The sequence below is a fragment of the Anoxybacillus eryuanensis genome (assembly GCF_051200995.1).
In the GTDB taxonomy this organism is placed as follows: domain Bacteria; phylum Bacillota; class Bacilli; order Bacillales; family Anoxybacillaceae; genus Anoxybacillus; species Anoxybacillus tengchongensis.
The window spans coordinates 35,821-59,966 of record NZ_JBPODS010000015.1 but is presented as its reverse complement, the minus strand read 5'-3'; the positions used below and the strand labels follow the sequence as shown (position 1 = coordinate 59,966).

The 24,146-nt window shown below is 38.6% G+C and carries 22 protein-coding genes; 11 read left to right on the top strand and 11 right to left on the bottom strand.

The annotated features are described in order from the left end of the window. Positions 1–422: 422 nt before the first annotated feature. Together HNQ84_RS12740 and HNQ84_RS12735 are read left to right on the top strand one after the other, a co-directional pair. The gene (locus HNQ84_RS12740; protein ID WP_435622342.1) at positions 423–1,871 is read left to right on the top strand and encodes a sensor histidine kinase; all 1,449 of its coding nucleotides are present in this window, start codon (positions 423–425) and stop codon (positions 1,869–1,871) included. Next, a complete protein-coding gene (locus HNQ84_RS12735; protein ID WP_435622340.1) occupies positions 1,861–2,463 on the top strand; it encodes a response regulator in 603 nt (200 codons plus the stop codon). The genes HNQ84_RS12740 and HNQ84_RS12735 overlap by 11 nt, the downstream gene beginning before the upstream one ends. Before the next feature lie 54 nt (positions 2,464–2,517). On the opposite strand, the gene HNQ84_RS12730 is transcribed toward HNQ84_RS12735, so the two are convergent. The 7 genes from HNQ84_RS12730 to HNQ84_RS12700 form a co-directional block, all read right to left on the bottom strand. Continuing rightward, entirely contained in the window at positions 2,518–3,156 is a 639-nt protein-coding gene (locus HNQ84_RS12730; RefSeq protein ID WP_435622339.1) for an ABC transporter ATP-binding protein, read from the bottom strand. 15 nt (positions 3,157–3,171) lie between these two features. Beyond that, positions 3,172–4,623, bottom strand: a complete 1,452-nt coding sequence (locus HNQ84_RS12725) for a hypothetical protein (protein ID WP_435622338.1) — start codon at positions 4,621–4,623, stop codon at positions 3,172–3,174. Further along, positions 4,616–5,398: an ABC transporter permease gene (locus HNQ84_RS12720; RefSeq protein ID WP_435622337.1), complete on the bottom strand. Its 783-nt coding sequence runs from the start codon at positions 5,396–5,398 to the stop codon at positions 4,616–4,618. Before HNQ84_RS12720 ends, HNQ84_RS12725 begins: the two co-directional genes overlap by 8 nt. Before the next feature lie 47 nt (positions 5,399–5,445). Continuing rightward, positions 5,446–5,832 carry a hypothetical protein gene (locus HNQ84_RS12715; RefSeq protein WP_435622336.1) on the bottom strand — a complete coding sequence of 129 codons (387 nt, stop codon included), beginning with the start codon at positions 5,830–5,832 and terminating at the stop codon, positions 5,446–5,448. 267 nt (positions 5,833–6,099) lie between these two features. After that, on the bottom strand, positions 6,100–8,703 hold the full coding sequence (adhE, locus tag HNQ84_RS12710; RefSeq protein ID WP_435622335.1) for a bifunctional acetaldehyde-CoA/alcohol dehydrogenase: 2,604 nt from the start codon (positions 8,701–8,703) through the stop codon (positions 6,100–6,102). 173 nt (positions 8,704–8,876) lie between these two features. Then, entirely contained in the window at positions 8,877–9,104 is a 228-nt protein-coding gene (locus HNQ84_RS12705) for a hypothetical protein (RefSeq protein ID WP_032101622.1), read from the bottom strand. Positions 9,105–9,185: 81 nt separating this feature from the next. Continuing rightward, a complete protein-coding gene (locus HNQ84_RS12700; RefSeq protein ID WP_435622334.1) occupies positions 9,186–10,478 on the bottom strand; it encodes a DUF8451 domain-containing protein in 1,293 nt (430 codons plus the stop codon). Positions 10,479–10,618: 140 nt separating this feature from the next. Between HNQ84_RS12700 and HNQ84_RS12695 the strand changes: the two genes are divergently transcribed. From HNQ84_RS12695 to HNQ84_RS12655, 9 genes are all read left to right on the top strand, one after another. Further along, entirely contained in the window at positions 10,619–12,133 is a 1,515-nt protein-coding gene (locus HNQ84_RS12695) for an FAD-dependent oxidoreductase (RefSeq protein WP_435622333.1), read from the top strand. Next, the gene (locus HNQ84_RS12690; protein ID WP_435622341.1) at positions 12,130–13,599 is read left to right on the top strand and encodes a spore germination protein; all 1,470 of its coding nucleotides are present in this window, start codon (positions 12,130–12,132) and stop codon (positions 13,597–13,599) included. Before HNQ84_RS12695 ends, HNQ84_RS12690 begins: the two co-directional genes overlap by 4 nt. 42 nt (positions 13,600–13,641) lie before the next feature. Next, positions 13,642–14,709: a GerAB/ArcD/ProY family transporter gene (locus tag HNQ84_RS12685; RefSeq protein ID WP_435622332.1), complete on the top strand. Its 1,068-nt coding sequence runs from the start codon at positions 13,642–13,644 to the stop codon at positions 14,707–14,709. Further along, complete coding sequence (locus HNQ84_RS12680; protein ID WP_435622331.1) at positions 14,706–15,800, top strand: Ger(x)C family spore germination protein; 1,095 nt, start codon at positions 14,706–14,708, stop codon at positions 15,798–15,800. The genes HNQ84_RS12685 and HNQ84_RS12680 overlap by 4 nt, the downstream gene beginning before the upstream one ends. Before the next feature lie 71 nt (positions 15,801–15,871). Further along, positions 15,872–16,927, top strand: coding sequence for an ABC transporter ATP-binding protein (locus tag HNQ84_RS12675; RefSeq protein WP_435622330.1), 1,056 nt, complete (start codon positions 15,872–15,874; stop codon positions 16,925–16,927). Between the two features lies 1 nt (position 16,928). Next, positions 16,929–17,726, top strand: coding sequence for an ABC transporter permease (locus tag HNQ84_RS12670; RefSeq protein WP_435622329.1), 798 nt, complete (start codon positions 16,929–16,931; stop codon positions 17,724–17,726). Then, positions 17,723–18,502, top strand: coding sequence for an ABC transporter permease (locus tag HNQ84_RS12665; protein ID WP_435622328.1), 780 nt, complete (start codon positions 17,723–17,725; stop codon positions 18,500–18,502). The genes HNQ84_RS12670 and HNQ84_RS12665 overlap by 4 nt, the downstream gene beginning before the upstream one ends. Then, positions 18,499–19,572 carry an ABC transporter substrate-binding protein gene (locus tag HNQ84_RS12660; RefSeq protein WP_435622327.1) on the top strand — a complete coding sequence of 358 codons (1,074 nt, stop codon included), beginning with the start codon at positions 18,499–18,501 and terminating at the stop codon, positions 19,570–19,572. The genes HNQ84_RS12665 and HNQ84_RS12660 overlap by 4 nt, the downstream gene beginning before the upstream one ends. A 177-nt stretch (positions 19,573–19,749) precedes the next feature. After that, positions 19,750–21,240 carry a peptide MFS transporter gene (locus HNQ84_RS12655; protein ID WP_435622326.1) on the top strand — a complete coding sequence of 497 codons (1,491 nt, stop codon included), beginning with the start codon at positions 19,750–19,752 and terminating at the stop codon, positions 21,238–21,240. A gap of 19 nt (positions 21,241–21,259) precedes the next feature. Here the strand turns inward: HNQ84_RS12655 and rlmH are convergent, their stop codons facing one another. From rlmH to HNQ84_RS12635, 4 genes are all read right to left on the bottom strand, one after another. Beyond that, positions 21,260–21,739: a 23S rRNA (pseudouridine(1915)-N(3))-methyltransferase RlmH gene (gene rlmH / locus HNQ84_RS12650; protein ID WP_192949113.1), complete on the bottom strand. Its 480-nt coding sequence runs from the start codon at positions 21,737–21,739 to the stop codon at positions 21,260–21,262. Between the two features lie 83 nt (positions 21,740–21,822). Then, positions 21,823–21,978, bottom strand: coding sequence for a CxxH/CxxC protein (locus HNQ84_RS12645; RefSeq protein ID WP_435622325.1), 156 nt, complete (start codon positions 21,976–21,978; stop codon positions 21,823–21,825). Between the two features lie 54 nt (positions 21,979–22,032). Further along, a complete protein-coding gene (locus tag HNQ84_RS12640) occupies positions 22,033–23,241 on the bottom strand; it encodes a S1C family serine protease (protein ID WP_183242636.1) in 1,209 nt (402 codons plus the stop codon). A gap of 111 nt (positions 23,242–23,352) precedes the next feature. Further along, on the bottom strand, positions 23,353–24,141 hold the full coding sequence (locus HNQ84_RS12635; protein ID WP_183242638.1) for an MBL fold metallo-hydrolase: 789 nt from the start codon (positions 24,139–24,141) through the stop codon (positions 23,353–23,355). Between the last annotated feature and the right edge of the window lie 5 nt (positions 24,142–24,146).

Sequence of the window (24,146 nt, the reverse complement as noted above, 5' to 3'; positions counted from 1 at the left end):
AATTCCGCTCCTTTTACACATGAGTATGTAGGAGCAGTATAGCCATGAAAAAAGGGGTTCATACAGAAGTCATGGTTTTAAGGTGCATGTATATAAATTGTCCTAATTTTACAGACCATATTTCATTAATAAGAAATTATTTTCATTAATAAGAAATTATATACAAAAAACAGGGGCATTGGACTACTGTTTTGTTCTCTCTGATATATACATGAAACGTGCAATAAAACAAGTAGAAATTTGCTTTCCGACAAAACAAGAAGCCATTTATGAACTCAAAACATACTTAGAAAGTTCGTGATACAATGAATAGACATTTTACAATGATTTGGTTTTTCTCACTTCTCCTTATTACCTATATTTTGATCGAATCACATGAAAAATATATGAAACACCCTTATTATATTGTTTTATTCATCGGGATGTTTTTCTTGTTAATTGGTAAATATACGTATATTCAAAAACCAACATCCATCGTTGTACAACGTTTTTTTGCTTTAATGTGTGTTAGTGCCATTGCAATCATATGTGCCATTCCTTCAAGTCGAGGTGTGCAGACAGCACAAATGGTTGAAGCTTTCGCTGTTTGTTTAGCGCCTTACGCACTTCTCGAATTTTTTAAATATTTTCCGAGTTCAACGAGACCAAGAACTTTCCACTATGTTTCCTCTATTACAAAGTGGACGAGTATCATTTGTTTCGTCACCTATGTTGGGGGAAGTGTAGCTACAGCTAATACATCTATAAAAGCCACTGCTCGATTGTTTATTGTACTAAATATTATGATGGCTGTTGGCACATGCGTCGCATTAATTACGTTCCATCTTCGCTCGAACTCGAAAAAAATAAAAAACGAATTGTTTGTACTTATTGTTGGACTATGTTTATCATTTGCACCTGTTATACTTTTAAGCCTTCTTCCAAACATGTTATTTGGTGTTTCGTTTCTTTCATTTTATTACACGCTAGCAAGTATGATTTTTTTTCCTCTAGTTCTTTCATACTTATTAACTAAGCAAGGGATTGCAAATTGGCTTGTTGCTGCAAAGAAGATGGGTAGAAAAATTGCCGTTTTATGTATAAGTTTAATTATTTGTAATGTTGTACTGTTAGTAATTGATCACCATATCCCTTTATTTCCTGTAAATATATTTCTTATCTTTTCTATTACTATATATCAAACCATTCACATGTACTTCACACATCGAACAGAGCAAACAATGGATCGTTTGACTAATAAACAGGCATATTCCATTCAAGAATATGAAAAATGGAAGATGGCCATGTTTTTGCATGATGAAATATTGCAAGGGCTTATCGCCATTTGGCAAAGGATTCAATTAGGAAAAAATGAAGAAAGCGAGAAACAAATTCACAATTTATTACAAAGTAAAATTCGTGAAGTACGTAACATGTGTGAACATTTATATCCGATGTTTGTTGAAGATATAGGCTTAGAAAATAGCTTATATGAGTTACGAAATAAAATTCGCGTGGAGAGTCAGCTTGATATTGAAGTGTATTATGACTTAGGATTACGAATTATTCCTTCGACATTGCAAGTCACCCTTTATCGGATGATTCGTGAGCTTACTTATAATGCTGTCAAACACGCGGAAGCTACATCCATCATTATTTCCATATGGGAAGAAGATGATATTTTGCACATTTCTGTTGAAGATGATGGGAAAGGGTTTTCTATCCCTATAAACACATATGACGCAATTAAACAACATCACTTCGGATTAGCTTCAGTTGAAAAGCAACTACATACGTTAGGCGGAAGATGGGATATTTATTCCGACCAACAACTTGGCACGAGAATTTTTATAATGATTCCATTTGACGAGGTGGAAAAATATGATGATTAGAGTGCTATTAGTAGATGATCATATACTTGTGATGGACGGCATGGCAGAATTACTCGAAAGAGAAGAGGATATAAAAGTTGTTGGAACAGTTTTGCAGTTATCTTGTTTACAAGAAGCAATCGAAACGTTAAATCCTGATGTTGTTGTTATGGATATTCGTTTAAAAGACGGGAATGGTTTAGAATGGACAAAAAAGATAAAAATGTTGTATCCAGATTGCCACGTGGTCGTCTTATCCGGCTACAATTATAATGAGTACATACGAGCTGCTAAACAAGCGGGTGCTTCCGCATTTGTTACAAAAGAAGATTCGATTCTTCATTTAGCAACTGCCATTCGACAAGCACATCAAGGGTTTTCATTTTTCCCGAGTAACATAGATGAAAGTAGCAACATCTCGCTAACAAAAATGGAGCTAATTATTCTAAAATTAATTGCTCAAGATAAAACGAATGAAGACATTAGTAATTCATTGAATGTAAGTAAGAGAACAGTAGAACATCATGTTTCTTCAATTATAAAAAAGCTCCGTGTCGATTCTCGTGTTGGTGCAGTCGTCAAAGCAATAAAGGAAGGAATGATTGAACTATAAAATGTAGCCCCTATATGAAAAGAAAAAGGCATGGAATCGATTTTCCACGCCTTTTTATTTTACTTGCTGTAGCGTATATTGATTAATTTGAAACACATGGTCACAAAGAATATCGGTATCTTCTTGATTATGACTCGTGATGAGTATCGTCCTCCCTTCCGTCTTAAAGGAAAGAAGTAAATTTCGTATATTGTCTATACTTGTACGATCTAATGCGTTAAATGGCTCATCTAAAATCAATGTTTGTTGATCTTCCATGATCGCTTGAGCTAACGCTAATTTTTGTTTCATTCCTAGTGAATAATGTTTTACTTTTTGTTTTGAATCTGGATCAAGCCCAACTTGTTCCATTGTTTTCCGAATCTTTTGATCATCAATTTGATTTTTAATTAAGGCTAGTTCTTTTAAATTTTGGAATCCTGTTTTATTGGATATATATCCTGGGCGTTCAATAATAATTCCGAAGTGATCTGGAAAGCGGTTGTTTAAACCAATTTCTTTTCCATCTACACGAATGATTCCCGAATCCGGTTTTAAAAAACCACATATTAGCTTAAAAAACACTGACTTACCTGAACCATTTGGTCCCATAATACCATATGTTTTTCCTTTTTCAATCGTTACGTTCACATGCTGAAATATTGGAACACCTTTAAAAGACTTGCATACTTCTTTCAATTCAATATGCACCACGTTTTTTCACCTTCTCTAAAAAATTCTTCTTCGTAAAAGAGCACAAATACTCATTATTATTGCTATCAACCACAGAAGTAAAACAAGGCTAATCAAATAAACGGATTTCCCTTCTAAAACATATCCTAAGCTGTTTAGCTTAAAAGGAATAAACGGCGAAGTAGACCATATCGTCATGATTGAGAGCAATGCTATACCATACACATTTTGGTTCAAAAAGTAAAAAAACATGACAAATAACACATAGAAAACAATTTGCAAATACCCATTAATAAAAAAATGATACAATAAATCAACTACTGCAACGTCCTTTTGAAACGATATGGAAAAGAGAAGCGGCACTCCCTTTAATAACGAAATAGTAAGTGATGCAACAAATAAAAAAACAAGATAAATCAAACTAAATAACGTTATGCTTAAAAATTCTTTTTTTAACCACTTATAAGCTGAGCCGTACCGTATGAATTCATAATAAATCATGTTCTTCTTCTCTTGTTGCCAAAACACGCTGAACACATAAGCAAATCCTATGTAAAAAATCATATATGTTAAAAGAGGCAAGAAGCGAGCATGCTTTGTTATACCTAGGAAAACAGAGCAAAAAAAATCCATTGACGTTCCCATGTCTTTTGTTTGTTGCACCCACATTACGACCACAACCGTTAATAAGAACGAGATATAATACTTATACTCGATAAAGAAAGTAATTATACTTCTTCGATTCCACAACACAATCAATATAAGTACAATAATTAGAAACGTAAAAAAGGGAACTAATAGATGATCAAATGTTTCTAAACTTTGTGCAAGAGAGAAGTAACTAAAAAACTTGAACTCCCCCATATGGCTTGGAAAACGCTTAAAGGACAAAATGGCGTATATCCATACAGAAAAAACAAAAGTAATGAACAAACGAACTCTTTTGATAAGCAAATAGAAAGAACAAAAAATGATATGCAAACAAATAAAAAAGAAAAAAATCAGTAAAATTTGATAAAAAAATGAAAGAAGTGGACTACTAATAAACTTTTGAATTGTTTGTGCTTCAATGAGAAATACATCTTCTTTGCTCAGAGCACTCCAAGAACTAGAGAATGAAACTCCTTTTAATAAAATAAGACTGACAACTAACCAAATAAAAAAAGTTTTGATGAGAACCTCCAAAAAACGGATGGTTGTTTTGTACCCCCATTTATTTAAGGAACCTAACCTTATAAGTGAAACATCTTCATAGTAAGAAATGATATAGAAAACGGAATAGAAGCAAAGAAAAGGAAAGATAAAATACGTAATGAGATAAGGATTTCCAAAATAAGCTATCATAAAATCCCATACATTTACAGCTTTTTTACTTTCGTGACTTAAAAAAATAATATACTCTTTACTTCTTAAACTGTAAAAGTAAATAATGCATGCTACACTACCCCACTTCAAGTAGCCAAACTCACTATGAAAAAGCTTAAACATACATTTCATCCACTCTTCCTTTTAAACGTACCATTAAAACAGTAACAACAACAGCTAATAAAAAAAATGGAACGAGCGCCGTCCATATGGGCTGTTGGAAAATACGAAAAGGAAAAATTGATACATCTGGAGAAAATTTGTCCATACCTATAATCTGAGTAAAAAATGTTCCTAACAAATAGTAGATAAACGGAATAAAAAGCGCAACGATCATCCGATCCATAAGCATAACTAAAACTAACCCAAAAGTAGCATACAACATCCCATTTAAGCCAACCCATGTTGAATAAATAACACCATAAGGTAAATTCCCAAGTGACAACAACTGTTCAAATGTCGTATATGGAATAGGATTGTTTAAGTCTTCATATAAACGAACTAATTCAAACTTTGGTACAATATACATACAAAAAATGAAAGGAATAAACATCATTAGAAAAGATATTACAAATGAAACAGTCGCATTTACTATAATTTTGCTAAATAAATAATAAGGAAGAGGAACTCTCGCTCGGGCGTAAAGTAAGAAATAATTTCTTCTCTCATCAAAAAAATGGACTGTATAAAGCAAAACCATTAAAATTGGGAAGAAAAGAGAAATGCCTCCGGAGTATAGACGTAAAAATATTTCAATATGTCTGTAGAAAATATATTGATCCTTAATAATGAAAAAATAAGCTATCGGAAAAAATATAATAGAAACCCATACAATTACATTCCCCTTATTTAACATCCGATTGAATTCAACATTTACCTGTCGCCGCAAAATAAACACCCCTTCTAATCGAATAAGAGCAGGGGGGATCATTCCCCCGCTCTTATTTAATTGCTACGCCATTCTCCTTTAACTCGCACATCAACAACCTCGTTGAAGTCTGTACTAAACTCTACTCTTGTGGCGGCACCCTTTTTTATAGAATTAGGCAACTTAAAAGGTCCACCAACAGTAGCTATACGAACCCAATTACCTGTCCCACCATCATAAGAATGAGCTCTTGCATCAACCGCTTTTCCTAAAGTAGATACTTTCAGATCTACAGACTCACTACTTTTGGATTTTTCTTGTTGAGGAGTAAAGGCATTTCCATTGAATTTTGGAACGATGACATCATACCCTTCATAGCTTGTTCCAGCCTGAGCAACAACTCCTATAGAGATTAGTAACATCGAAAAAACAATAGTCACTATTTTCTTTTGCAATCTTATCATTCTTCTTCCCCCAATGTTGTATAATGATAAAACGTTACATATTACCGATCGGTCTATTAAAATTATAAAAAAAAAAAGAAAATAATGTATATCCGTATTTTCCGCAATTTTTATTGTGGAAAATACCTAATTTTATCGTTTTAAAATATAAAAAAGGGTACTCCGTTTGTCTTTGGAATACCCTCTGAATTATATATACTAACACACATATAAAATACTATACTTGACAGAAGAACAACTTTAAATTCTTCCGTATTTAACTAACTGCTAAACCCCTTTATACGCTTGGCGATAAATGTCGGCAAGGTCGCTGACTAATGGTAATTTTGGGTTAGCTGTTGTACATTGATCTTCGAAAGCTAATTCAGCAAGTTGTTCGACTTTGCTTTCAAACTCTTCTTTGCTGACGCCTGTTGCCGCGATGCTTAATGGCATGTCGAGTTCTTTTGCGAGCTTAATGATCGCTTGAACGAGGCTTTCTACTCCTTCTTCTGTCGTTTTCGCTGGCAAGCCAAGCAAGCGGGCAATTTGCGCGTAACGCTGGTCAGCAACGAAATGTTCGTACTTCGGAAACGCTGTAAACTTTTTCGGTTTTTGCGCGTTGTAACGAATGACATGCGGCATTAAAATCGTATTCGCACGTCCGTGCGGAATATGGAATTCTGCACCAAGTTTATGCGCTAAGCTATGGTTAATACCTAAAAATGCGTTCGCAAATGCCATACCGGCAATTGTTGATGCGTTGTGCATTTTTTCGCGCGCTACTTCGTCGTTGCCGTTTTTGTATGCACGTGGCAAGTATTCAAAGACGAGCTGAATCGCTTTTAATGCTAATCCGTCTGTATAGTCGTTCGCCATGTTCGATACGTACGCTTCAATCGCATGTGTTAATACGTCCATACCTGTATCGGCTGTAATATGTTTTGGCATCGTCATAACAAATTGTGGGTCAACGATCGCGACATCTGGTGTCAACTCATAATCAGCGAGTGGATATTTTACATTATTTTTCTTATCTGTAATAACCGCAAACGATGTGACTTCTGAACCTGTACCAGACGTTGTTGGAATCGCGACAAATTGCGCTTTTTGACCGAGTTTTGGATATTTAAATACACGTTTACGAATATCTAAAAACTTTTGTTTTAAGCCGTTAAAGTCTGTATTTGGATGTTCATAGAACAACCACATCGCTTTCGCCGCGTCCATCGCCGAACCACCGCCGAGGGCGATGATGACGTCTGGTTGGAACGCATGCATCATGTCGGCACCTTTCATCACTGTTTCAATGGATGGATCTGGCTCCACTTCTGAGAAAATTTCGCAATGCACATAATCTGGGCGTTTGCGTAAATAGTACAACACTTTATCGACATAGCCAAGCTTCACCATGCCTGGATCTGTAACAATAAAGGCACGTGAGATGTTTGGCATTTTCGCTAAATATTGTGTTGCATGTTTTTCAAAATAAATTTTTGGCGGAACTTTAAACCATTGCATGTTTACATTCCTTCTCGCTAATTTTTTAATGTTCATTAAATGTGTCGCACCTACGTTTGTTGAAACCGAGTTACCTCCAAACGTACCGCAACCGAGCGTCAATGACGGAATGTATGCATTGTAAATGTCACCGATCGCCCCTTGTGAAGATGGTGCGTTCGAAATGATTCGCCCTGCTTTCATTCGCTTACCGAATTCAAGAATGACTTCTTGATTTTCTGAATGAATAACAGCAGAGTGGCCAAGTCCACCGAACTCAAGCATTTCTTCTGCTCGTTTTAATCCTTCTTCTGTACTATTCACCTTATAGCACGCCAATACCGGACTTAATTTTTCACGAGAAAGTGGCTCTTGCGGACCGACGCTTTTTAGTTCTGCCACAAGAATTTTCGTATCAACCGGCACGTCAACTCCTGCCATTTTCGCAATTTCATATGCTGGTTTACCGACGATATTCGGATTTACTGCGCACGTATTTTCATTAATGACAAGCTTTTCAACTTTTTTCTTTTCTTCTTCATTTAAGAAATAACATTTGTTTGAAATCATTTCGTTTTTTACCGCGTCATAAATTTCTTTATCAATAATGACCGCTTGTTCAGATGCACAAATCATACCGTTGTCAAACGTTTTTGAAAGAATAAGGTCGTTCACAGCACGTTTTATATTTGCTGTTTTCTCAATATAGCAAGGCACGTTACCAGGTCCAACCCCTAATGCTGGTTTTCCTGAGCTATATGCCGCTTTGACCATGCCTGCTCCACCTGTCGCGAGAATAAGCGAAACGCCAGGGTGATGCATCAATTGTTGCGTTGCTTCAACGGAAGGCGTTTCGATCCATTGAATACAATGTTCTGGCGCGCCAGCCGCAATTGCTGCATCACGTAAAATGCGTGCCGCTTCACTGCTACATTTTTGCGCGGACGGATGGAACGCAAAAATGATTGGGTTGCGGGTCTTAATTGAAATGAGCGCTTTAAACATCGTTGTCGATGTTGGGTTTGTTACCGGTGTTACCCCAGCAATGACGCCAACAGGCTCGGCAATTTCAATAATGCCTTCATGTTCATTTTCGCGGATAACGCCAACCGTTTTATCGTACTTAATGTTATGATAAATGTATTCTGTCGCAAAAATGTTTTTAATGATTTTATCTTCATATACGCCACGTTTTGTTTCTTCAATCGCTAATTTCGCTAAATACATATGTTTATCAAGTCCAGCTAACGCCATTTGCTTGACGATATGGTCAATCGTTTCTTGATCGTAATCGCGAAACGCTTTTAACGCTTTTTGCGCATTCGCCACGAGCGTATCGATCATCTTTGTAACTTCTTTCTTTTGGTCTAATACTTTTTCATCAACAGCCATATAAGACCCTCCTATATTTACTTGTGAATTTTTTCACAAGTTGATCGAAAATAAAAATGTGATTACTTTCACATTCACATTATAACGAAGATAGGATCGTTTGTGTGTGTCAACTTTGTGAAATATTGAGCAAATATATTGTGCAAGAGAACCGCTTCTTATAAAGAAGGCGGTTACTCACATACTGGATTGCGTGGAATTTTTGTAAACGAAATATCGTTGTACATGCGCGTATTTCGCTTAACGATCACGACATAGTTCACTGTCCATATATAAGAAGGAATATCTTGATCATCTTCAAACATCATTGCTTCAAATTCGTCCCCAATCATTTCTTCAAATAGCTCCAATGTATATGTTTCTGCATCTGTTGAAAAGTTTCTCCATTCGCATACGAGCATCATCTGTCACCTCAACTTTTCTTTTGTTACCATTATTGTAACATTCTTTTCTATACTATAGATTGTGAAATATTGAACAAATCATGAATATTGCTTATTTGTTATATATGCTTGTTTTGGATGATTTGGTTGGTCTGGATACTTTAAACGCATTTTCCCTTCCGCTAACAGCTTTCCTAAATAATTATTGCGCAGTCCGTCTGGCGTTCGATCTAATAAATAAGCTAATTCTTTTAACATGAATGGCCGATGGGCACATAGTTGCAAAATGATTTCTTCCATCTTTGCCGGTGCAAGCCTTTTTTTCTTACGCGCAATCTCAGCAATACTCCAGAGCTCTTGATCGATATTCGTTTCTTCTTCGTTATTTACGAAGTTAGGTGAATTATTTATGGAGTTTTGCTCTTTATTATAGGAGTTGTTTTCGTTATTTATGGAGTAAAGTCCGGTGTTTACGGAGTCGGAATCATTATTTACGGACTTAATCCCTTTGTTTATGGACTTCAAGTCGATATTTATGGAGTTTTGATCACTATTACAAGAGTTGTTTTCGTTATTTATGGAGTCAACCAACTCTAAATGGTCTGTCCAATCACATACCATCTCTAGATCATCGTCTTGTTTATGTCTTTCTGGAAAGGACACGATTGGTAATGTAATAACCGTCCGCTCCTGGAAATCGTATTGATCAATAACAGGCTGTTGCAAACAAATCGTTTCGATCGTTTTCAAACCGACTCCAGCTCGCTTGCAAAAATGAATGTAAATAAACATTTTAAACACATTCGGATTACGCAAATGGCTAACACCGCCGCTAAATGCTTGTTCTAATGGGATACCAAAAAGTCCTGGATTAGAAAATTGCACGGATGAGCGCTGCCGTTCGACAATAATGCCCCCATCACCGTTGTAATCGGCATGGACGATCGCATTAACAAGCGCCTCATGCATAGCTTCTTTTTCAGCTTCTGATCCATCTTTTAGCTCGTTCATTACTTTAAAATAAAAATCATAAATATTTCCCGACCACGTTCCATCTTGTGAAGTAAAACGATTTGTCCAATGCATATGATTATCGCCATGTTCACGATATTCAAGAAAGTATTGCGGTAAAACTTCTGTAATCATTCGCTCTTCGCTAAACATAAGAAGTCCTGCGAGTGTGAGACCCTCTTTGCTTGTGTTTCGTATTTTTCCCCATGCCCCAATCTTATATAAAAAATCTTTCGTTTCTAAACCGTTCCATGGGTGGTTTGGTTTGACTTTTGCAAATTGCTCACGATAATGGCGAACAGATTCTAAATGCAATTCATTCAGCCCGTAATGTTCTAAGACGATATTATCTTGTAAACGAACACTTGCATCTTTATTCACTTTAACTCTCCCTCTTACGTTATGTTATAAAAACATTTCTATACACGTCTATTTCCATTTTATCATCTTTACAAATGTTCATCATAAACTTTTCGATTTGGGGAAAATTAAGAAAAACATGGATATGGAGGAACAAACTCATGTCTTTACCAAAGTCATCTCAATCGTATTGGCTACAATCAACAACACTTCCTTCTTTTCCATCGCTTACGCAATCGCTTGATGTCGACATAGCGGTTGTTGGAGGAGGAATAACAGGCATTACAACGGCCTATTTGCTTGCTAAGCAAGGGGTGCGTGTCGCTGTCATCGAAGCAGACCGACTATGTAACGGCACAACAGGACATACAACCGCAAAAATAACTGCCCAACACGATCTCATTTACCACGAACTGATCGCTCATTTCGGTGAAGAAAATGCTCGCCATTATTACGAAGCAAATGAAAAAGCGTTGCAATCGATTTTGCAAACGATAAAAGAACACGATATTCATTGCGACGTATCGCTAGAAGACGCGTACGTGTATACGACGGAAGAAACACAATTACATATGCTTGAAGCGGAGTGGAAAGCGTATGTAAAGCTCGGCATCGACGGGGCATATGTCGATCAACTTTCGCTTCCTTTTTCCGTCCGAGGTGCAGTCATGATGCGCAACCAAGCGCAATTTCATCCGCTCCATTATTTAAAAACATTAGTGGAGCTCGCGGTCAAACATGGGGCATCTTTTTACGAACAAACTGTTGCACAACATATCGAGACAACCAATCGCCCGATTGTACAAACGAAAAATGGCGCAACGATCACGTGCGACACGGTTGTCATTTGTACCCATTTTCCGTTTGTTGACCCTGCTTTTTACTTTGCACGCTTGCATGCAGAACGGTCATACGTCATTGCAGTTGAAGCTCATGAACGACTGCAAGGTATGTATTTAAGCACAAATGAACCAAAGCGATCGTTGCGATACACGATGATAGACGACAAACCTCTTCTTTTGATTGGTGGTGAGTCGCACAAAGTTGGACAAGGAACGAACATGATTCAACACTACGAAGCGTTGCAATCATTTTCAGAACATATATTCGGACTTTCGAACGTGCAATATCGTTGGTCAGCGCAAGATCTCGTCACACTAGACAATCTTCCATACATCGGTCCTGTTCGCACAAGCCTTCCACACATACTTGTTGCAACAGGATATCGAAAATGGGGTATGACGACAAGTGTGGTCGCAGCTCAGCTATTAGCCGATTTAGCATTACAAAAAGAAAATCGTTATGCTCAGCTGTTTGCTCCGTCGCGATTTGTCGCTGATCCGTCGCTCAATCACTTACTGGCAGACGGAATCGATGTCGCGAAACATTTCTTCATTGGAAAGCTTGAATACGCCCTTCGTACCCCCCGCGACATATTGCGTGGAGAAGGGGCTGTGGTAAATGTAGACGGAAAACGAGCTGGTGCTTATCGCGACGATGACGGTACACTTTATGTCGTCGATACGACATGTACACATATGGGGTGTGAACTCGAATGGAACAACAGCGAGCGGTCATGGGACTGTCCTTGTCATGGTTCACGGTTTTGTTTTACAGGAAAAGTGCTAGAAGGGCCGGCCATCGAACCGCTTCAACAGCTGAAAGGGGATGAATAATGAACGGCACTCAACAACTATTGGCCCATTCGCTCGATGCGAATGAACAAACGTTGCGTGACTATTTTACAAAAACGCCTGATCTTGTATATTGCCATCTACTCATTGGCGAACCGAAAAAACGGGCGTTACTTGTATATCTTAATACGCTCGTTGATAAAAATTCGATTAACAATAATATTATTGATCCGCTTTTATTTGAAACGAAACAAATTCATACAATTGCAGATATTCAACTCCCGATTGGTTCAAAATCATACACGACAAAATGGGAACATGTCATTCAACATTTGTTTCAAGGAGAAACCGCACTATTACTAGACGGGGACAATCAAGTATTACTTTTAGATACACAAGGATGGCCACAACGTGCCATCGCAGAACCACAAATTGAATCGTCACTAAAAGGATCACATCAAGGATTTATTGAAACGTGCGAAAAAAATATCGCCTTAATTCGTCGCTATTTGCCACATCAACAACTAAAAATTGAAGAAACGACTGTCGGCAGACGGGGACATACCCCTGTCTCATTATTATATTTAGAAGACGTTGCTCATCCAGAAGTACTGCAAGAATTGAAAGATCGAATTGAACAAGTTGACGTCGATACAATCGTCAATACAGGCGAGCTCATGCAACATATTGAAGACAATCCATTTTCACCGTTTCCGCAATTTTTACTAACCGAGCGACCAGATGCTGCGGTCAGTAACTTACTACAAGGACGCATCGTGATCGTCGTTGACCGCTCACCTAGCGTCATGATTGGACCAATGACGTTTATTACGTTTTTCCAAACAGTTGACGATTACAGTACGCGTTGGATGATCGCGTCGTTTTTACGACTTTTGCGCTTGCTTGCCTTTTTTATGGCGATTTTTTTACCGTCCGCTTATATTGCGGCACTTTCGTTTCATTATGAAATTATCCCACTCAATTTATTGTTAACGATTGGTGAATCGCGCGAACGCGTTCCGCTTCCCCCTATTTTAGAAGCAATTTTAATGGAGCTTGCAATTGAAATGTTACGTGAAGCAGGTTTACGTTTACCTGCACCAATTGGGCAAACAGTCGGCATCGTTGGCGGTGTCGTCATCGGGCAAGCTGCCGTTGAAGCCGGCATCGTCAGCAACATTATGGTCGTTATCGTCTCATTAACTGCCATTGCGTCATTTATTATTCCAAATCCGGATATGTCGGAATCGATTCGTTTACTGCGCTTTCCAATGATGATTGCTGCTTCTTTATTTGGTTTAGTTGGAATGGTCATCGGTTTCATGCTTATTATCGGTCATCTCATTTCGTTAGAGTCACTTGGCACACCTGAAGGGAGTCCATTCGCTCCTGCACGATTGCGCGACTGGAAAGATACGATTTTACGCTTTCCGCTTTGGATGATGCGCACGCGACCATTATCCGCTCGTCCGACACAACTGACGAGACAAAAAAAATTTCGCAAATAAGTGGTGCTTATGAAACGATATAGATTTAACGAAATCACGATAATGCAATATATTTTTCTGATCTCAGGCGCACAAATCGGCATTGGCATTTTATCGCTTCCAGCCCAGCTTGCTGATATTGCCAATACGGATGGATGGATCGCTATTATTATTGGGTGGCTTATTTCTATCATCGCAAGCACGATCATTATAAAAACGATGGCGAAGCATCCACAAGACACGATTTTCGATCTTTCTCGTCGCTATTTTGGAAGGATATTTGGGACATTAATCCATCTTGTTTTTGTCGCTTACGCTTTATTAGCAGCTATTACTGTTATTTTTACGTCCATTCATATTACACAAGTATGGATTTTACCAAACACACCGAATTATCTCGTCATGATGTTATTTATGTTGCCTGCTTTGTTAATTACACGAAATGGTGTGCGCGTGCTTGGACGTTATGCTGAAGTCGTCTTTTACTTAACGCTTTGGATGCCCATTCTTATTGCGATACCGTTACAGAAAGGGACGATTTTATATATGCTCCCTATTTTAAAAGAAGGATGGGCACCTATTTTTCAAGCGGTAAAAACGACGATTTTGTCGTTTTTAGGTTTTGAATTAGCGTTCGTGTTTTACCCGTTTTTAAAAGAAAAAAAACATGCGATAAAAGCGATGGTCATCGCCAACAGCATTTCGGCTTTTACTTTTTTATTAATTACGGTCACATGTTTTATTTTTTTTAGTCCTGATGAAACTCCTTCGCTTATTTGGCCGACGCTGTCGCTACTTAAAACGATTGAGTTTTCATTTATTGAACGGTTTGAAGTCATCTTTTTATCGTTTTATTTGTTCGTCATGTCAACGACAGGCATTCCGTACATTTTCACAACTGTTTTTGGCATGAGTCAACTCATCGGAAAAAAAGACCATATGATTGTATTGCTTATTGCCGTTTGCATATTTATTTTAACGTCTTTTTTATACAATCCATCCTTTTCTCATATTCAAACGATGGGATCGTGGTGGGAACGATATGGCCTATGGGGGGCTTATATTTTTCCTATCTTCTTGTTTATTTATGTTTCCATGGCGCAATGGTTTCAAGGAGGAAAAAAGAAATGAAAAAATATATGTACGTCTTCCTCTGTTTTCTTTTCACAACTGGATGTAGTGCAAAAACACAACTAGATGATCTCACACTCGCATTGACTGTCGGATTGGATACAGGGAAAAATGGAAAATTACTTATCTATTCTGTTAGCCCGGTGTTTAATAAAGAGGCTAAAAACATTTACGAAGTCATTCGTACATTAGGAGTAACACCACGGGACGGACGTTCAAAAGCAAACGCCTTTGCCTTAGGGAAAATTGTTGGAGGAAAAGCTCAAAACATCATTGTCAGCAAAACATTTGCGAAAACACATGATATGTTTTCGTATTTAGACGTGTTTTATCGCGACCCAAAAAATTCAACAACAGCCAATTTCATCGTTTTTGACGGTCCGTTAAAAGATGTCATGTACATTCGTCTTGACGATAAACCGCGTCTATCTGTGGCTATTCGGGATGTGTTATTAACAGCACATAAAAGTAAACAAACAACAAAAATCAATTTACTTGAGTTTCGACGTTTATCGCTTGATCGTGCTCAAACCCCATTTGCACCGATCTTAAAAGTACAGAAAGGTGATTTAGTCGCAGGGGGGATTGCTTTATTTAATAAACAACGAAAATATGTCGGCTCATTATCACAAAAAGAAAGTCCATATTTTGCGATATTAAACAAAAATATTAAACCTGCGACATCGCTTACACTCGCTATAAAGGGTCTAACAAAACAAAAAGAATATGTAAGCATTTCGATTGAAAAGGGTGATTTTTCATATAAACCGTCGTTTCAAAATGGGATGTTTCGCTTTGACGTTCATATACATCTAGGTGCCATTTTGACCGAAACAACGACACATATTGATATGAAAAAAGAAAAGAAAAAACTCGAACAATTGCTCGCAAAAGAAATACAAAAACAACTTGAAGCGATCGTGAAAAAAATGCAAACATATGAAGTCGATCCGATCGGCTTTGGCTTATATGCTCGCGCCTATGAATACAAGCATTTTAAAAAACAAAAAAGCTGGCCAAAAGCGTTTGCGAAAGCAGAAATTAACATTCGTCCAACGGTTGAAATGATTAGCTATGGTGTGCTCCAATAAAAAGTTGCTGAACATAGGGCGATCGTTCATAATGAATTTAAAAAATAGCTAAATGAGGTGAGAAAAACGAGATGGACGATCGCGTCATTATTCGCTTTGACCATGTTACAAAACAATACGATGATGATCTTCCTGTGCTCGATGACGTCAGTTTTGAAATGGAGCGCGGCAAATTTTATACGCTTCTTGGCCCTTCTGGCTGCGGAAAAACAACGATTCTTCGCCTAATTGCTGGGTTTATCGAACCGACAAAAGGGGATATTTACTTTCACGGGAAACGAATGAACAATGTTCCAGCAAATAAACGACAAGTGAATACAGTATTTCAAGATTATGCGCTTTTTCCTCACTTAAACGTGTTTGAAAACGTTGCTTTTGGCTTACGCATAAAAAAAGTGCCAAAGGTAGACATTGAGCAAAAAGTAAAAGAAGCCCTTCGCTTCGTCAACTTAGAAGGATACGAACAACGGGCCATTCATGAAATGTCAGGAGGACAACGACAACGTGTCGCTATCGCTCGTGCGATCGTCAACGAACCGGATGTGCTGTTACTAGATGAACCGCTATCGGCGCTTGATTTAAAACTTCGAACAGAAATGCAATACGAGTTACGAGAATTGCAACGAAGACTTGGCATTACGTTTATTTTCGTTACTCACGATCAAGAAGAAGCGCTTGCGATGTCAGATGAAATCTTTGTGCTAAACAAAGGAAAGATTGAACAACGTGGTACACCAAAAGATATTTATGATGAACCTGTGAACCGTTTCGTCGCTGACTTTATCGGAGAATCAAATATCATTACTGGAACGATGATTGACGATTTTGTTGTGGAATTTGCGAATCAACGATTTACGTGCATCGATCGCGGCTTTGCGAACAATGAACAAGTAGATATTGTCATTCGACCTGAAGATTTAGAGTTAACAACTGTTGAGCGCGGCAAATTGCGCGTGCGCGTTGATTCTGTTTTATTCCGTGGCGTGCATTATGAGCTTTGTTGTTACGATACGTATGGAAATGAGTGGCTCGTTCACTCGACAAAAAAGGCGGATATCGGGGAAGAAATTGGCCTCCATTTTGAGCCAGAAGCTATTCATGTCATGAAGCGGAGTGGGGGTGAATAATATGCGCCGATATGCTTATGCCATCCCCTATTGGTTGTGGATCGGGTTGTTCGTTGTTGCACCGATTATTCTTATTATTTATTATTCTTTTTTCGATATTGAAGGCCATTTCTCGCTCGTTAACTATGAAACTTTTTTCACATCTGTTTATTTACGAATGACAGTAAATTCGTTTTGGTATGCATTTTTAATTACAGCATGTTCACTCCTTATTGCATACCCAACCGCTTATTTGTTAACAAAAACGAAGCATAAGCAGTTATGGCTGTTGCTTATTATTTTGCCGACATGGGTCAATTTATTGTTAAAAGCGTACGCTTTCCTCGGACTATTCGGCACGTATGGGGCAGTCAATGCGCTATTTGAGGCGATTGGAATTGGGACGAAACAACTATTGTTTACGGACTTTAGTTTTGTTTTTGTATCTGTTTATATTTTTATTCCGTTTATGATTTTGCCGATTTTTAATGCGCTTGAAAAATTGAACCCTTCTTTGATCGATGCAGCGCGCGACTTAGGAGCGAGCGAATGGACGATATTTCGTCGCGTCATTTTTCCGCTTACGCTCGATGGTGTCAAAGCAGGGTGTCAAGCGGTGTTCATTCCGTCGCTTTCGCTCTTTATGTTGACAAGATTAATCGCTGGAAACCGCGTTATTACGCTTGGCACTGCGGTTGAGCAACATTTTCTCGTGACGCAAAACTGGGGAATGGGGGCGACAATCGCTGTCTTTTTAATGATCGCCATGGCTAGCATTATGGCGTTAACAGGAAATAAAAAATGGGGGGTGAGACAATGAAATTTTCTCGCCTCTATTTAGCTTTTATATTTTTCGTATTATACATGCCTATTTTTTATTTAATTTATTACTCGTTTAATAGTGGCGGGACGATGCATCATTTCGAATCATTTACTCTTGACTGGTATAAAGAAGTGTTTGCTGATACACGCTTGTTTATTATCGTTTTGCATACAATGATTATCGCCTTATTATCGTCATCACTTGCGACAATCATTGGCGTGTTTGGCGCTATTACCATTTATTATGCAAAACATCGTTGGAAACAAACGTTGCTTACGCTAAATAACGTTTTAATCGTCAGCCCTGACGTCATTATTGGGGCATCGTTTCTGATCTTATTTACGATTGCTGGCATCCAGCTTGGATTTACATCTGTCTTATTGTCTCATATTGCTTTCAGCATTCCGATTGTCGTATTAATGGTGTTGCCAAAGCTGCAGGAAATGAGCCCGACGTTGATTGATGCAGCACGCGATTTAGGGGCAAATGAGTGGAACATATTAACAAAAGTCATCCTTCCATACGTTACACCTGGCATTTTTGCTGGCTTTTTCATGGCGCTCACGTACTCGCTTGATGACTTTGCGGTCACGTTTTTCGTGACAGGGAACGGCTTTTCGACGTTGTCTGTGGAAATTTATTCGCGCGCACGACAAGGGATTTCGTTATCCGTTAACGCTTTATCTACCCTTCTTTTCTTATTTACGCTTGTTCTCGTTGTTGTGTATTACGTCATCACACAACGCGCTAGCGTTAAGGGGGGACAAAAATGAAAAAAATATCATCACTTTTTTTGCTCGTTTGGCTCATTGCTTTTAGTTTGCTTTATGTCACAAAAACGATCGAATCGTCCAAAGGGTATGGGGGAGCTAATACGTTAACGATTTATAACTGGGGCGACTATATTGATCCTGCGCTCATTAAAAAATTTGAAAAAGAAACGGGTCTCAAAGTCATTTACCAAACATTTGATTCGAATGAAGCGATGATGACAAAAATTTCCCAAGGTGGCACAACATTCGATGTCGCTGTTCCGTCAGAATACGCCATCAGCAAAATGAAAGAGGAAGGGTTGTTACTTCCGATCAATCATTCAAAAATCCCAAACTTGCGCTATATTGATAAACGTTTTCTTGACTTATCGTTTGATCCAGGCAATGAATATTCCATTCCTTACTTTTGGGGAACGGTCGGCATCGTCTACAATCGTGCACTACTTGGCGGAAAAGAAATAACGAGTTGGAACGATTTATGGGACCCCGCATTGAAAAATCAAATTTTACTTGTTGACGGTGCACGTGAAATTATGGGCATGGCGCTAAATAGTCTACATTATTCACTTAACGATACAAACAAAATACATTTACTACAAGCAAAACAAAAACTTGATCAGCTAACACCAAACGTCAAAGCGATTGTCGGTGACGAAATTAAAATGCTGCTTGCGAACGAAGAAGCCGCGATCGGCATCGTTTGGTCGGGCGATGCAGCAGAAATGATGTGGGAAAACGAACGGCTTGATTACGTGATCCCAAAAGAAGGAACAAATTTATGGTTTGATAATATGGTTATTCCGAAAACAGCGAAAAACATTGAAGGTGCTCATCAATTTATTAACTTTATGCTTGACCCGAAAAACGCGGCTCAAAACGCGGAATACGTCGGCTACTCAACGCCAAATAAAAAAGCGCTTGAATACTTGCCGAAAGAGATAGTGGAAGACGAACGTTTTTATCCAAGCGAACAGCTTGCTAGTAAGCTGGAAGTGTATGAAAACCTCGGAAAAAACATGCTCGCGTACTACAATGAATTGTTTTTACAATTTAAAATGCATCGCAAATAAGGGTATGGGTTTTTCGCCATACCCTTATATTATTTTAGAAAATTTTTTATTTACTTCATTTACCCATTCGTTTAAAATGATTACTTGTGAAACCTATTTATTTAATATAAGATTGGTTTCATTAAAAAAATACAGAAAATAAAAATTATTATTTTAAAAAATGAAAGGGGTTTCGTTATGTCACAAAGTAAGCAACGCATTGTCGAAAGCGTTCCCCAACGTGGCTTTTTCGGCCATCCGAGAGGACTTTTCACATTATTTTTTACTGAGTTTTGGGAACGTTTCTCTTATTATGGTATGCGTGCTATTCTCGTATTTTATATGTATTATGAAGTATCGAAAGGCGGCTTAGGATTAGATGAACCGACTGCTCTAGCGATCATGTCCATTTACGGTTCACTCGTTTATATGTCGGGCATTATTGGCGGATGGTTAGCGGACCGATTATTCGGGACCGCAAAAGCTGTGTTTTACGGCGGTATTTTAATTATGCTCGGTCACATTGCTTTAGCTGTTCCAGGAAGTGTAACGATGTTTTTCGTTTCGATGGTATTAATTGTTCTTGGAACAGGATTACTTAAGCCGAACGTTTCAAGCGTTGTCGGTGATTTATATGCAGAAGGCGATCACCGTCGCGATGCGGGATTTAGCATTTTTTATATGGGGATTAACCTGGGGGCATTTTTAGCTCCACTCGTTGTCGGAACGGTTGGCATGAAATACAACTTCCATCTCGGCTTTAGTATTGCCGCGATCGGTATGTTTTTCGGACTTCTCGTATTTGTCGGAACAAAAAAGAAAAATCTCGGCCTTGCAGGAACACATGTACCGAATCCATTATCAGCAGCTGAGAAGAAAAAAGTGTTTACATGGGGTACGATCGGTGTAGCGATCATTGCCTTATTCGTTTTCATCGGCTTACAGACAAACACACTAACAATCGATTTGTTTGTATCGCTTGTCGGTATTTTCGGTATTGTCATTCCAACGATTTACTTTGTCGTTATGTATCGTAGTCCGAAAACGACAGATGTGGAACGTTCGCGCATTATCGCCTATATTCCTTTATTCATCGCAGCAGCGATGTTTTGGTCCATTCAAGAACAAGGTTCAACTATTTTAGCAACATATGCAGATAAACGAACACAGTTGCATTTTGCTGGTATTGATCTTTCGCCAGCTTGGTTCCAATCGTTAAACCCATTGTTTGTTATTACGTTTGCTCCGATTTTTGCTTGGCTATGGGTGAAACTAGGAAATAAACAACCATCCATTCCAAAGAAATTTTCTTTAGCGCTATTGTTTGCTGGATTATCGTTCGTCGTCATTTTATTGCCAGCTTATCTTGGTGGAAACGATTCGTTAGTAAGTCCTCTTTGGCTCGTGCTAAGCTACTTAATTGTTGTGTTTGGTGAACTATGCTTATCGCCTGTCGGTTTATCCGCAACGACAAAACTTGCTCCGGCGGCGTTTTCAGCTCAAACGATGAGCTTATGGTTTTTATCAAGCGCAGCAGCCCAAGCGATTAACGCTCAAATCGTGAAGTTTTATACACCAGAAACAGAAATGGCGTATTTCGGAACGATCGGTGGAATCGCCATCGTCTTTAGTATCATTTTGTTCATCATCTCACCAAAAATTGAAAGCTTTATGAAAGGGGTAAAATAAGCGGCTGAATTCAGCCGCTTTACTTATGATACGGTTCTCCCCGATTGATACGGAATGCGCGGTAAATTTGCTCGGTTAAAATGAGACGCATGAGTTGATGTGGAAAGGTCATTTTTGAAAACGAAAGCGATTCGTTTGCTCGTTTCATGACGTCATCGCTTAAGCCGAGCGAACCACCGATGACAAAAGCAATTTTGCTTTTTCCATATGTCGCTAACCGATCAAGCGTTTGAGCGAACTGCTCAGAAGACATCATTTTTCCTTCAATCGCTAAGGCGATCACATGCATGTCATCCGTAACTTTTGCTAAAATACGCTCGCCTTCTTTCTTTTTGACGAGCTCCATTTGTTGTTCGCTTAACTGTTCTGGCGCTTTTTCATCTGCTACTTCCACAATGTCCATTTTCGCATATGTTGATAAGCGCTTCATATACTCTTCGATGCCTTGTTTTAAATATTTCTCTTTTAACTTACCCACAGCAATAATGTATATATTCACAAGTGATCCCCACTTTACAAACATGATATCCACAAGTTTTATCCACATATCCACAACACGAATCCACATATTGTGTAGAAACATTAGTTCCCTACTATATATACAGCGCGTTGTTCACAAAAATCGCATATTTCTTCTTTTTTATCCACAGAAACTGTTGATATTTCTGGCGCTTGTTGTTTTTCATCCACATACATATCGATAGCGATTTCAACATGTTGCTCGCAACATTTCCACAAGACGTACCACTCCTTATTCATGACTGAAACGACAGGGAATTCCCTGCCGTTTCATTATAATGATTGTTTCGCTAATTTTAACGTCACCGTTTGTTTTTTGCCATCGCGGTAAAATGTTACTTTCATCGTATCGCCAATTTGTTTGCGATTATATAAATGTTTTCTTAATTCGATCACATCAGCGATTTTTTCGTCATCTAACGCTACAATGACATCAAACTCACGCAATCCCGCTTGCGCAGCTGGCGAGCCCGGTACAACTTGTAAAATAGCTACGCCTTCTTTGACGTTTGCCGGTAAATGAAGTGTCTGTTGCCAATGATATGCTGGGATGTCGCTTAATGAACGCAATTCTACGCCCATATATGGACGGCGAACTTGTCCAAACTTTTCTAAATCAGCAATAATTGGTTTGGCATAATTAATTGGAATGGATAATCCGATTCCTTCAACAGCTTCTTGAGCAATTTTCATGGAGTTAATTCCAATGACTTGCCCTTCGATATTTACGAGCGCTCCACCGCTGTTTCCAGGGTTAATGGCAGCGTCTGTTTGCAATACTTCCGCATGCCAATCTGGAATACCGTCTTGGTCAATATCAATTGGAATCGTCCGGTTTACTCCTGAGATGATTCCTTGTGTTACAGAGCCTGCGAATTGTAAGCCAAGTGGGTTTCCAACCGCAATGACTGGCTCCCCTACTTTCACGACATCAGAATTTCCGAATTCAGCTACATTTGTTACGTGTTTTGCGTCAATTTCTAATACGGCCAAATCTGTCCACACATCGCTCCCAAGTAAGCGGGCTGGCACTTTTGTTCCGTCGCTTAAACTTACTTCCACACGGCTGGCACCTTCAACAACGTGATGGTTCGTTACGATATATGCCTTATTTCCTTCTTTTTTATAAATGACTCCTGAGCCTGTTCCAGCTTCCCCGCCTTCTGACCAAAAACTTGCTTCTTGAATATTTACAATGCCAACAACCGCATTTGATACTTTATTCACCGCTTTTGTTACTTGAGTCACAACATCGACTGCTACACTCTTATCTACTTTTGGCTGCTCCGTCACAGTCGTCTGTTTTTCTTCCGTTTGTTCAAGTTTATAAGGTAAAATATCCCATTTAACTAACGAAGGAATAGAGACAACGACAATCATTCCGCCTAAAATAGCCCCGACTATTCCCGCTAAAAAAGCTCCACCACGATTGCCTTTTTGTTTTTGACGAATATGTTCGTAATGATCATCATAATAGCCCATCTTTCACCCGTCCTTTCTTTTAAAATATTGACCCCTTTTCCATTATAACCTTCTTTTCCCCTAAGCATCTAACAATATACATACGACATGTTGGTGAAAAAAAGGTGAAATTTATACTGAAATCAGTGCCGTCGGACGAGCTGGATCTGTGTCATACAGTTGAAAAGATTCTCCGACAACTATTCCTTTTCGCTCAAGCGTCTGGGACACTGTCATTCGTGCTAATTCTTTCATATTGTTATCTTGGCTTAAATGCGCTAAATAAATGCGCTTTGTTTTATCACCAATGACGTCTGCTAAAGCAAGACCTGCGTCTTCATTAGATACGTGTCCGACATCACTTAATATGCGTCGCTTAATGTTCCATGGATATTTCCCCATACGTAACATTTCTACATCATGGTTACTTTCAAATACAAATACATCCGCATGGCGAATGACATCTTTCATGCGCTCGCTCACATACCCTGTATCCGTAATGAGAGCTAGCTTTTTTCCTTCATAATGAAACACATAAAACATCGGCTCCACAGCGTCATGGGACACACCGAACGATTCAACATCCAAATCTCCAAATGTACGAACAGAACCCGTTGGAAAAATAAATTTTTGCTCAAGCGGAATGTCACCGATGAACCCGTCCATCGCTTTCCAAGTCTTTTCATTCGCATAAATCGGAAGGCGATACTTGCGAGCAATAACACCTAGTCCTTTAATATGGTCGCTATGTTCATGTGTCACTAAAATACCAGTTACATCTTGAATGCGGCGATCAATATGGGCAAATAATTGTTCTAATTGTTTGCCGCTTAACCCAGCATCAACAAGCAATCGCTCCCGTTTCGTTTCTACGTAAAAAGCGTTGCCTGTGCTGCCGCTTGCTAAAACGCTAAACCTCATGTTAT

Bases quoted from the DNA above. Each gene is read 5' to 3' on its own strand.
- HNQ84_RS12725 (WP_435622338.1), bottom strand. From the start codon at position 4,623: ATGTTTAAGCTTTTTCATAGTGAGTTTGGCTACTTGAAGTGGGGTAGT.
- HNQ84_RS12705 (WP_032101622.1), bottom strand. From the start codon at position 9,104: ATGCTCGTATGCGAATGGAGAAACTTTTCAACAGATGCAGAAACATAT.
- adhE (WP_435622335.1), bottom strand. From the start codon at position 8,703: ATGGCTGTTGATGAAAAAGTATTAGACCAAAAGAAAGAAGTTACAAAG.
- HNQ84_RS12675 (WP_435622330.1), top strand. From the start codon at position 15,872: ATGGACGATCGCGTCATTATTCGCTTTGACCATGTTACAAAACAATAC.
- HNQ84_RS12660 (WP_435622327.1), top strand. From the start codon at position 18,499: ATGAAAAAAATATCATCACTTTTTTTGCTCGTTTGGCTCATTGCTTTT.
- HNQ84_RS12695 (WP_435622333.1), top strand. From the start codon at position 10,619: ATGTCTTTACCAAAGTCATCTCAATCGTATTGGCTACAATCAACAACA.
- HNQ84_RS12715 (WP_435622336.1), bottom strand. From the start codon at position 5,832: ATGATAAGATTGCAAAAGAAAATAGTGACTATTGTTTTTTCGATGTTA.
- HNQ84_RS12670 (WP_435622329.1), top strand. From the start codon at position 16,929: ATGCGCCGATATGCTTATGCCATCCCCTATTGGTTGTGGATCGGGTTG.
- HNQ84_RS12665 (WP_435622328.1), top strand. From the start codon at position 17,723: ATGAAATTTTCTCGCCTCTATTTAGCTTTTATATTTTTCGTATTATAC.
- HNQ84_RS12740 (WP_435622342.1), top strand. From the start codon at position 423: ATGTTTTTCTTGTTAATTGGTAAATATACGTATATTCAAAAACCAACA.
- HNQ84_RS12635 (WP_183242638.1), bottom strand. From the start codon at position 24,141: ATGAGGTTTAGCGTTTTAGCAAGCGGCAGCACAGGCAACGCTTTTTAC.
- HNQ84_RS12655 (WP_435622326.1), top strand. From the start codon at position 19,750: ATGTCACAAAGTAAGCAACGCATTGTCGAAAGCGTTCCCCAACGTGGC.
- HNQ84_RS12735 (WP_435622340.1), top strand. From the start codon at position 1,861: ATGATGATTAGAGTGCTATTAGTAGATGATCATATACTTGTGATGGAC.
- HNQ84_RS12685 (WP_435622332.1), top strand. From the start codon at position 13,642: ATGCAATATATTTTTCTGATCTCAGGCGCACAAATCGGCATTGGCATT.
- HNQ84_RS12680 (WP_435622331.1), top strand. From the start codon at position 14,706: ATGAAAAAATATATGTACGTCTTCCTCTGTTTTCTTTTCACAACTGGA.
- HNQ84_RS12640 (WP_183242636.1), bottom strand. From the start codon at position 23,241: ATGGGCTATTATGATGATCATTACGAACATATTCGTCAAAAACAAAAA.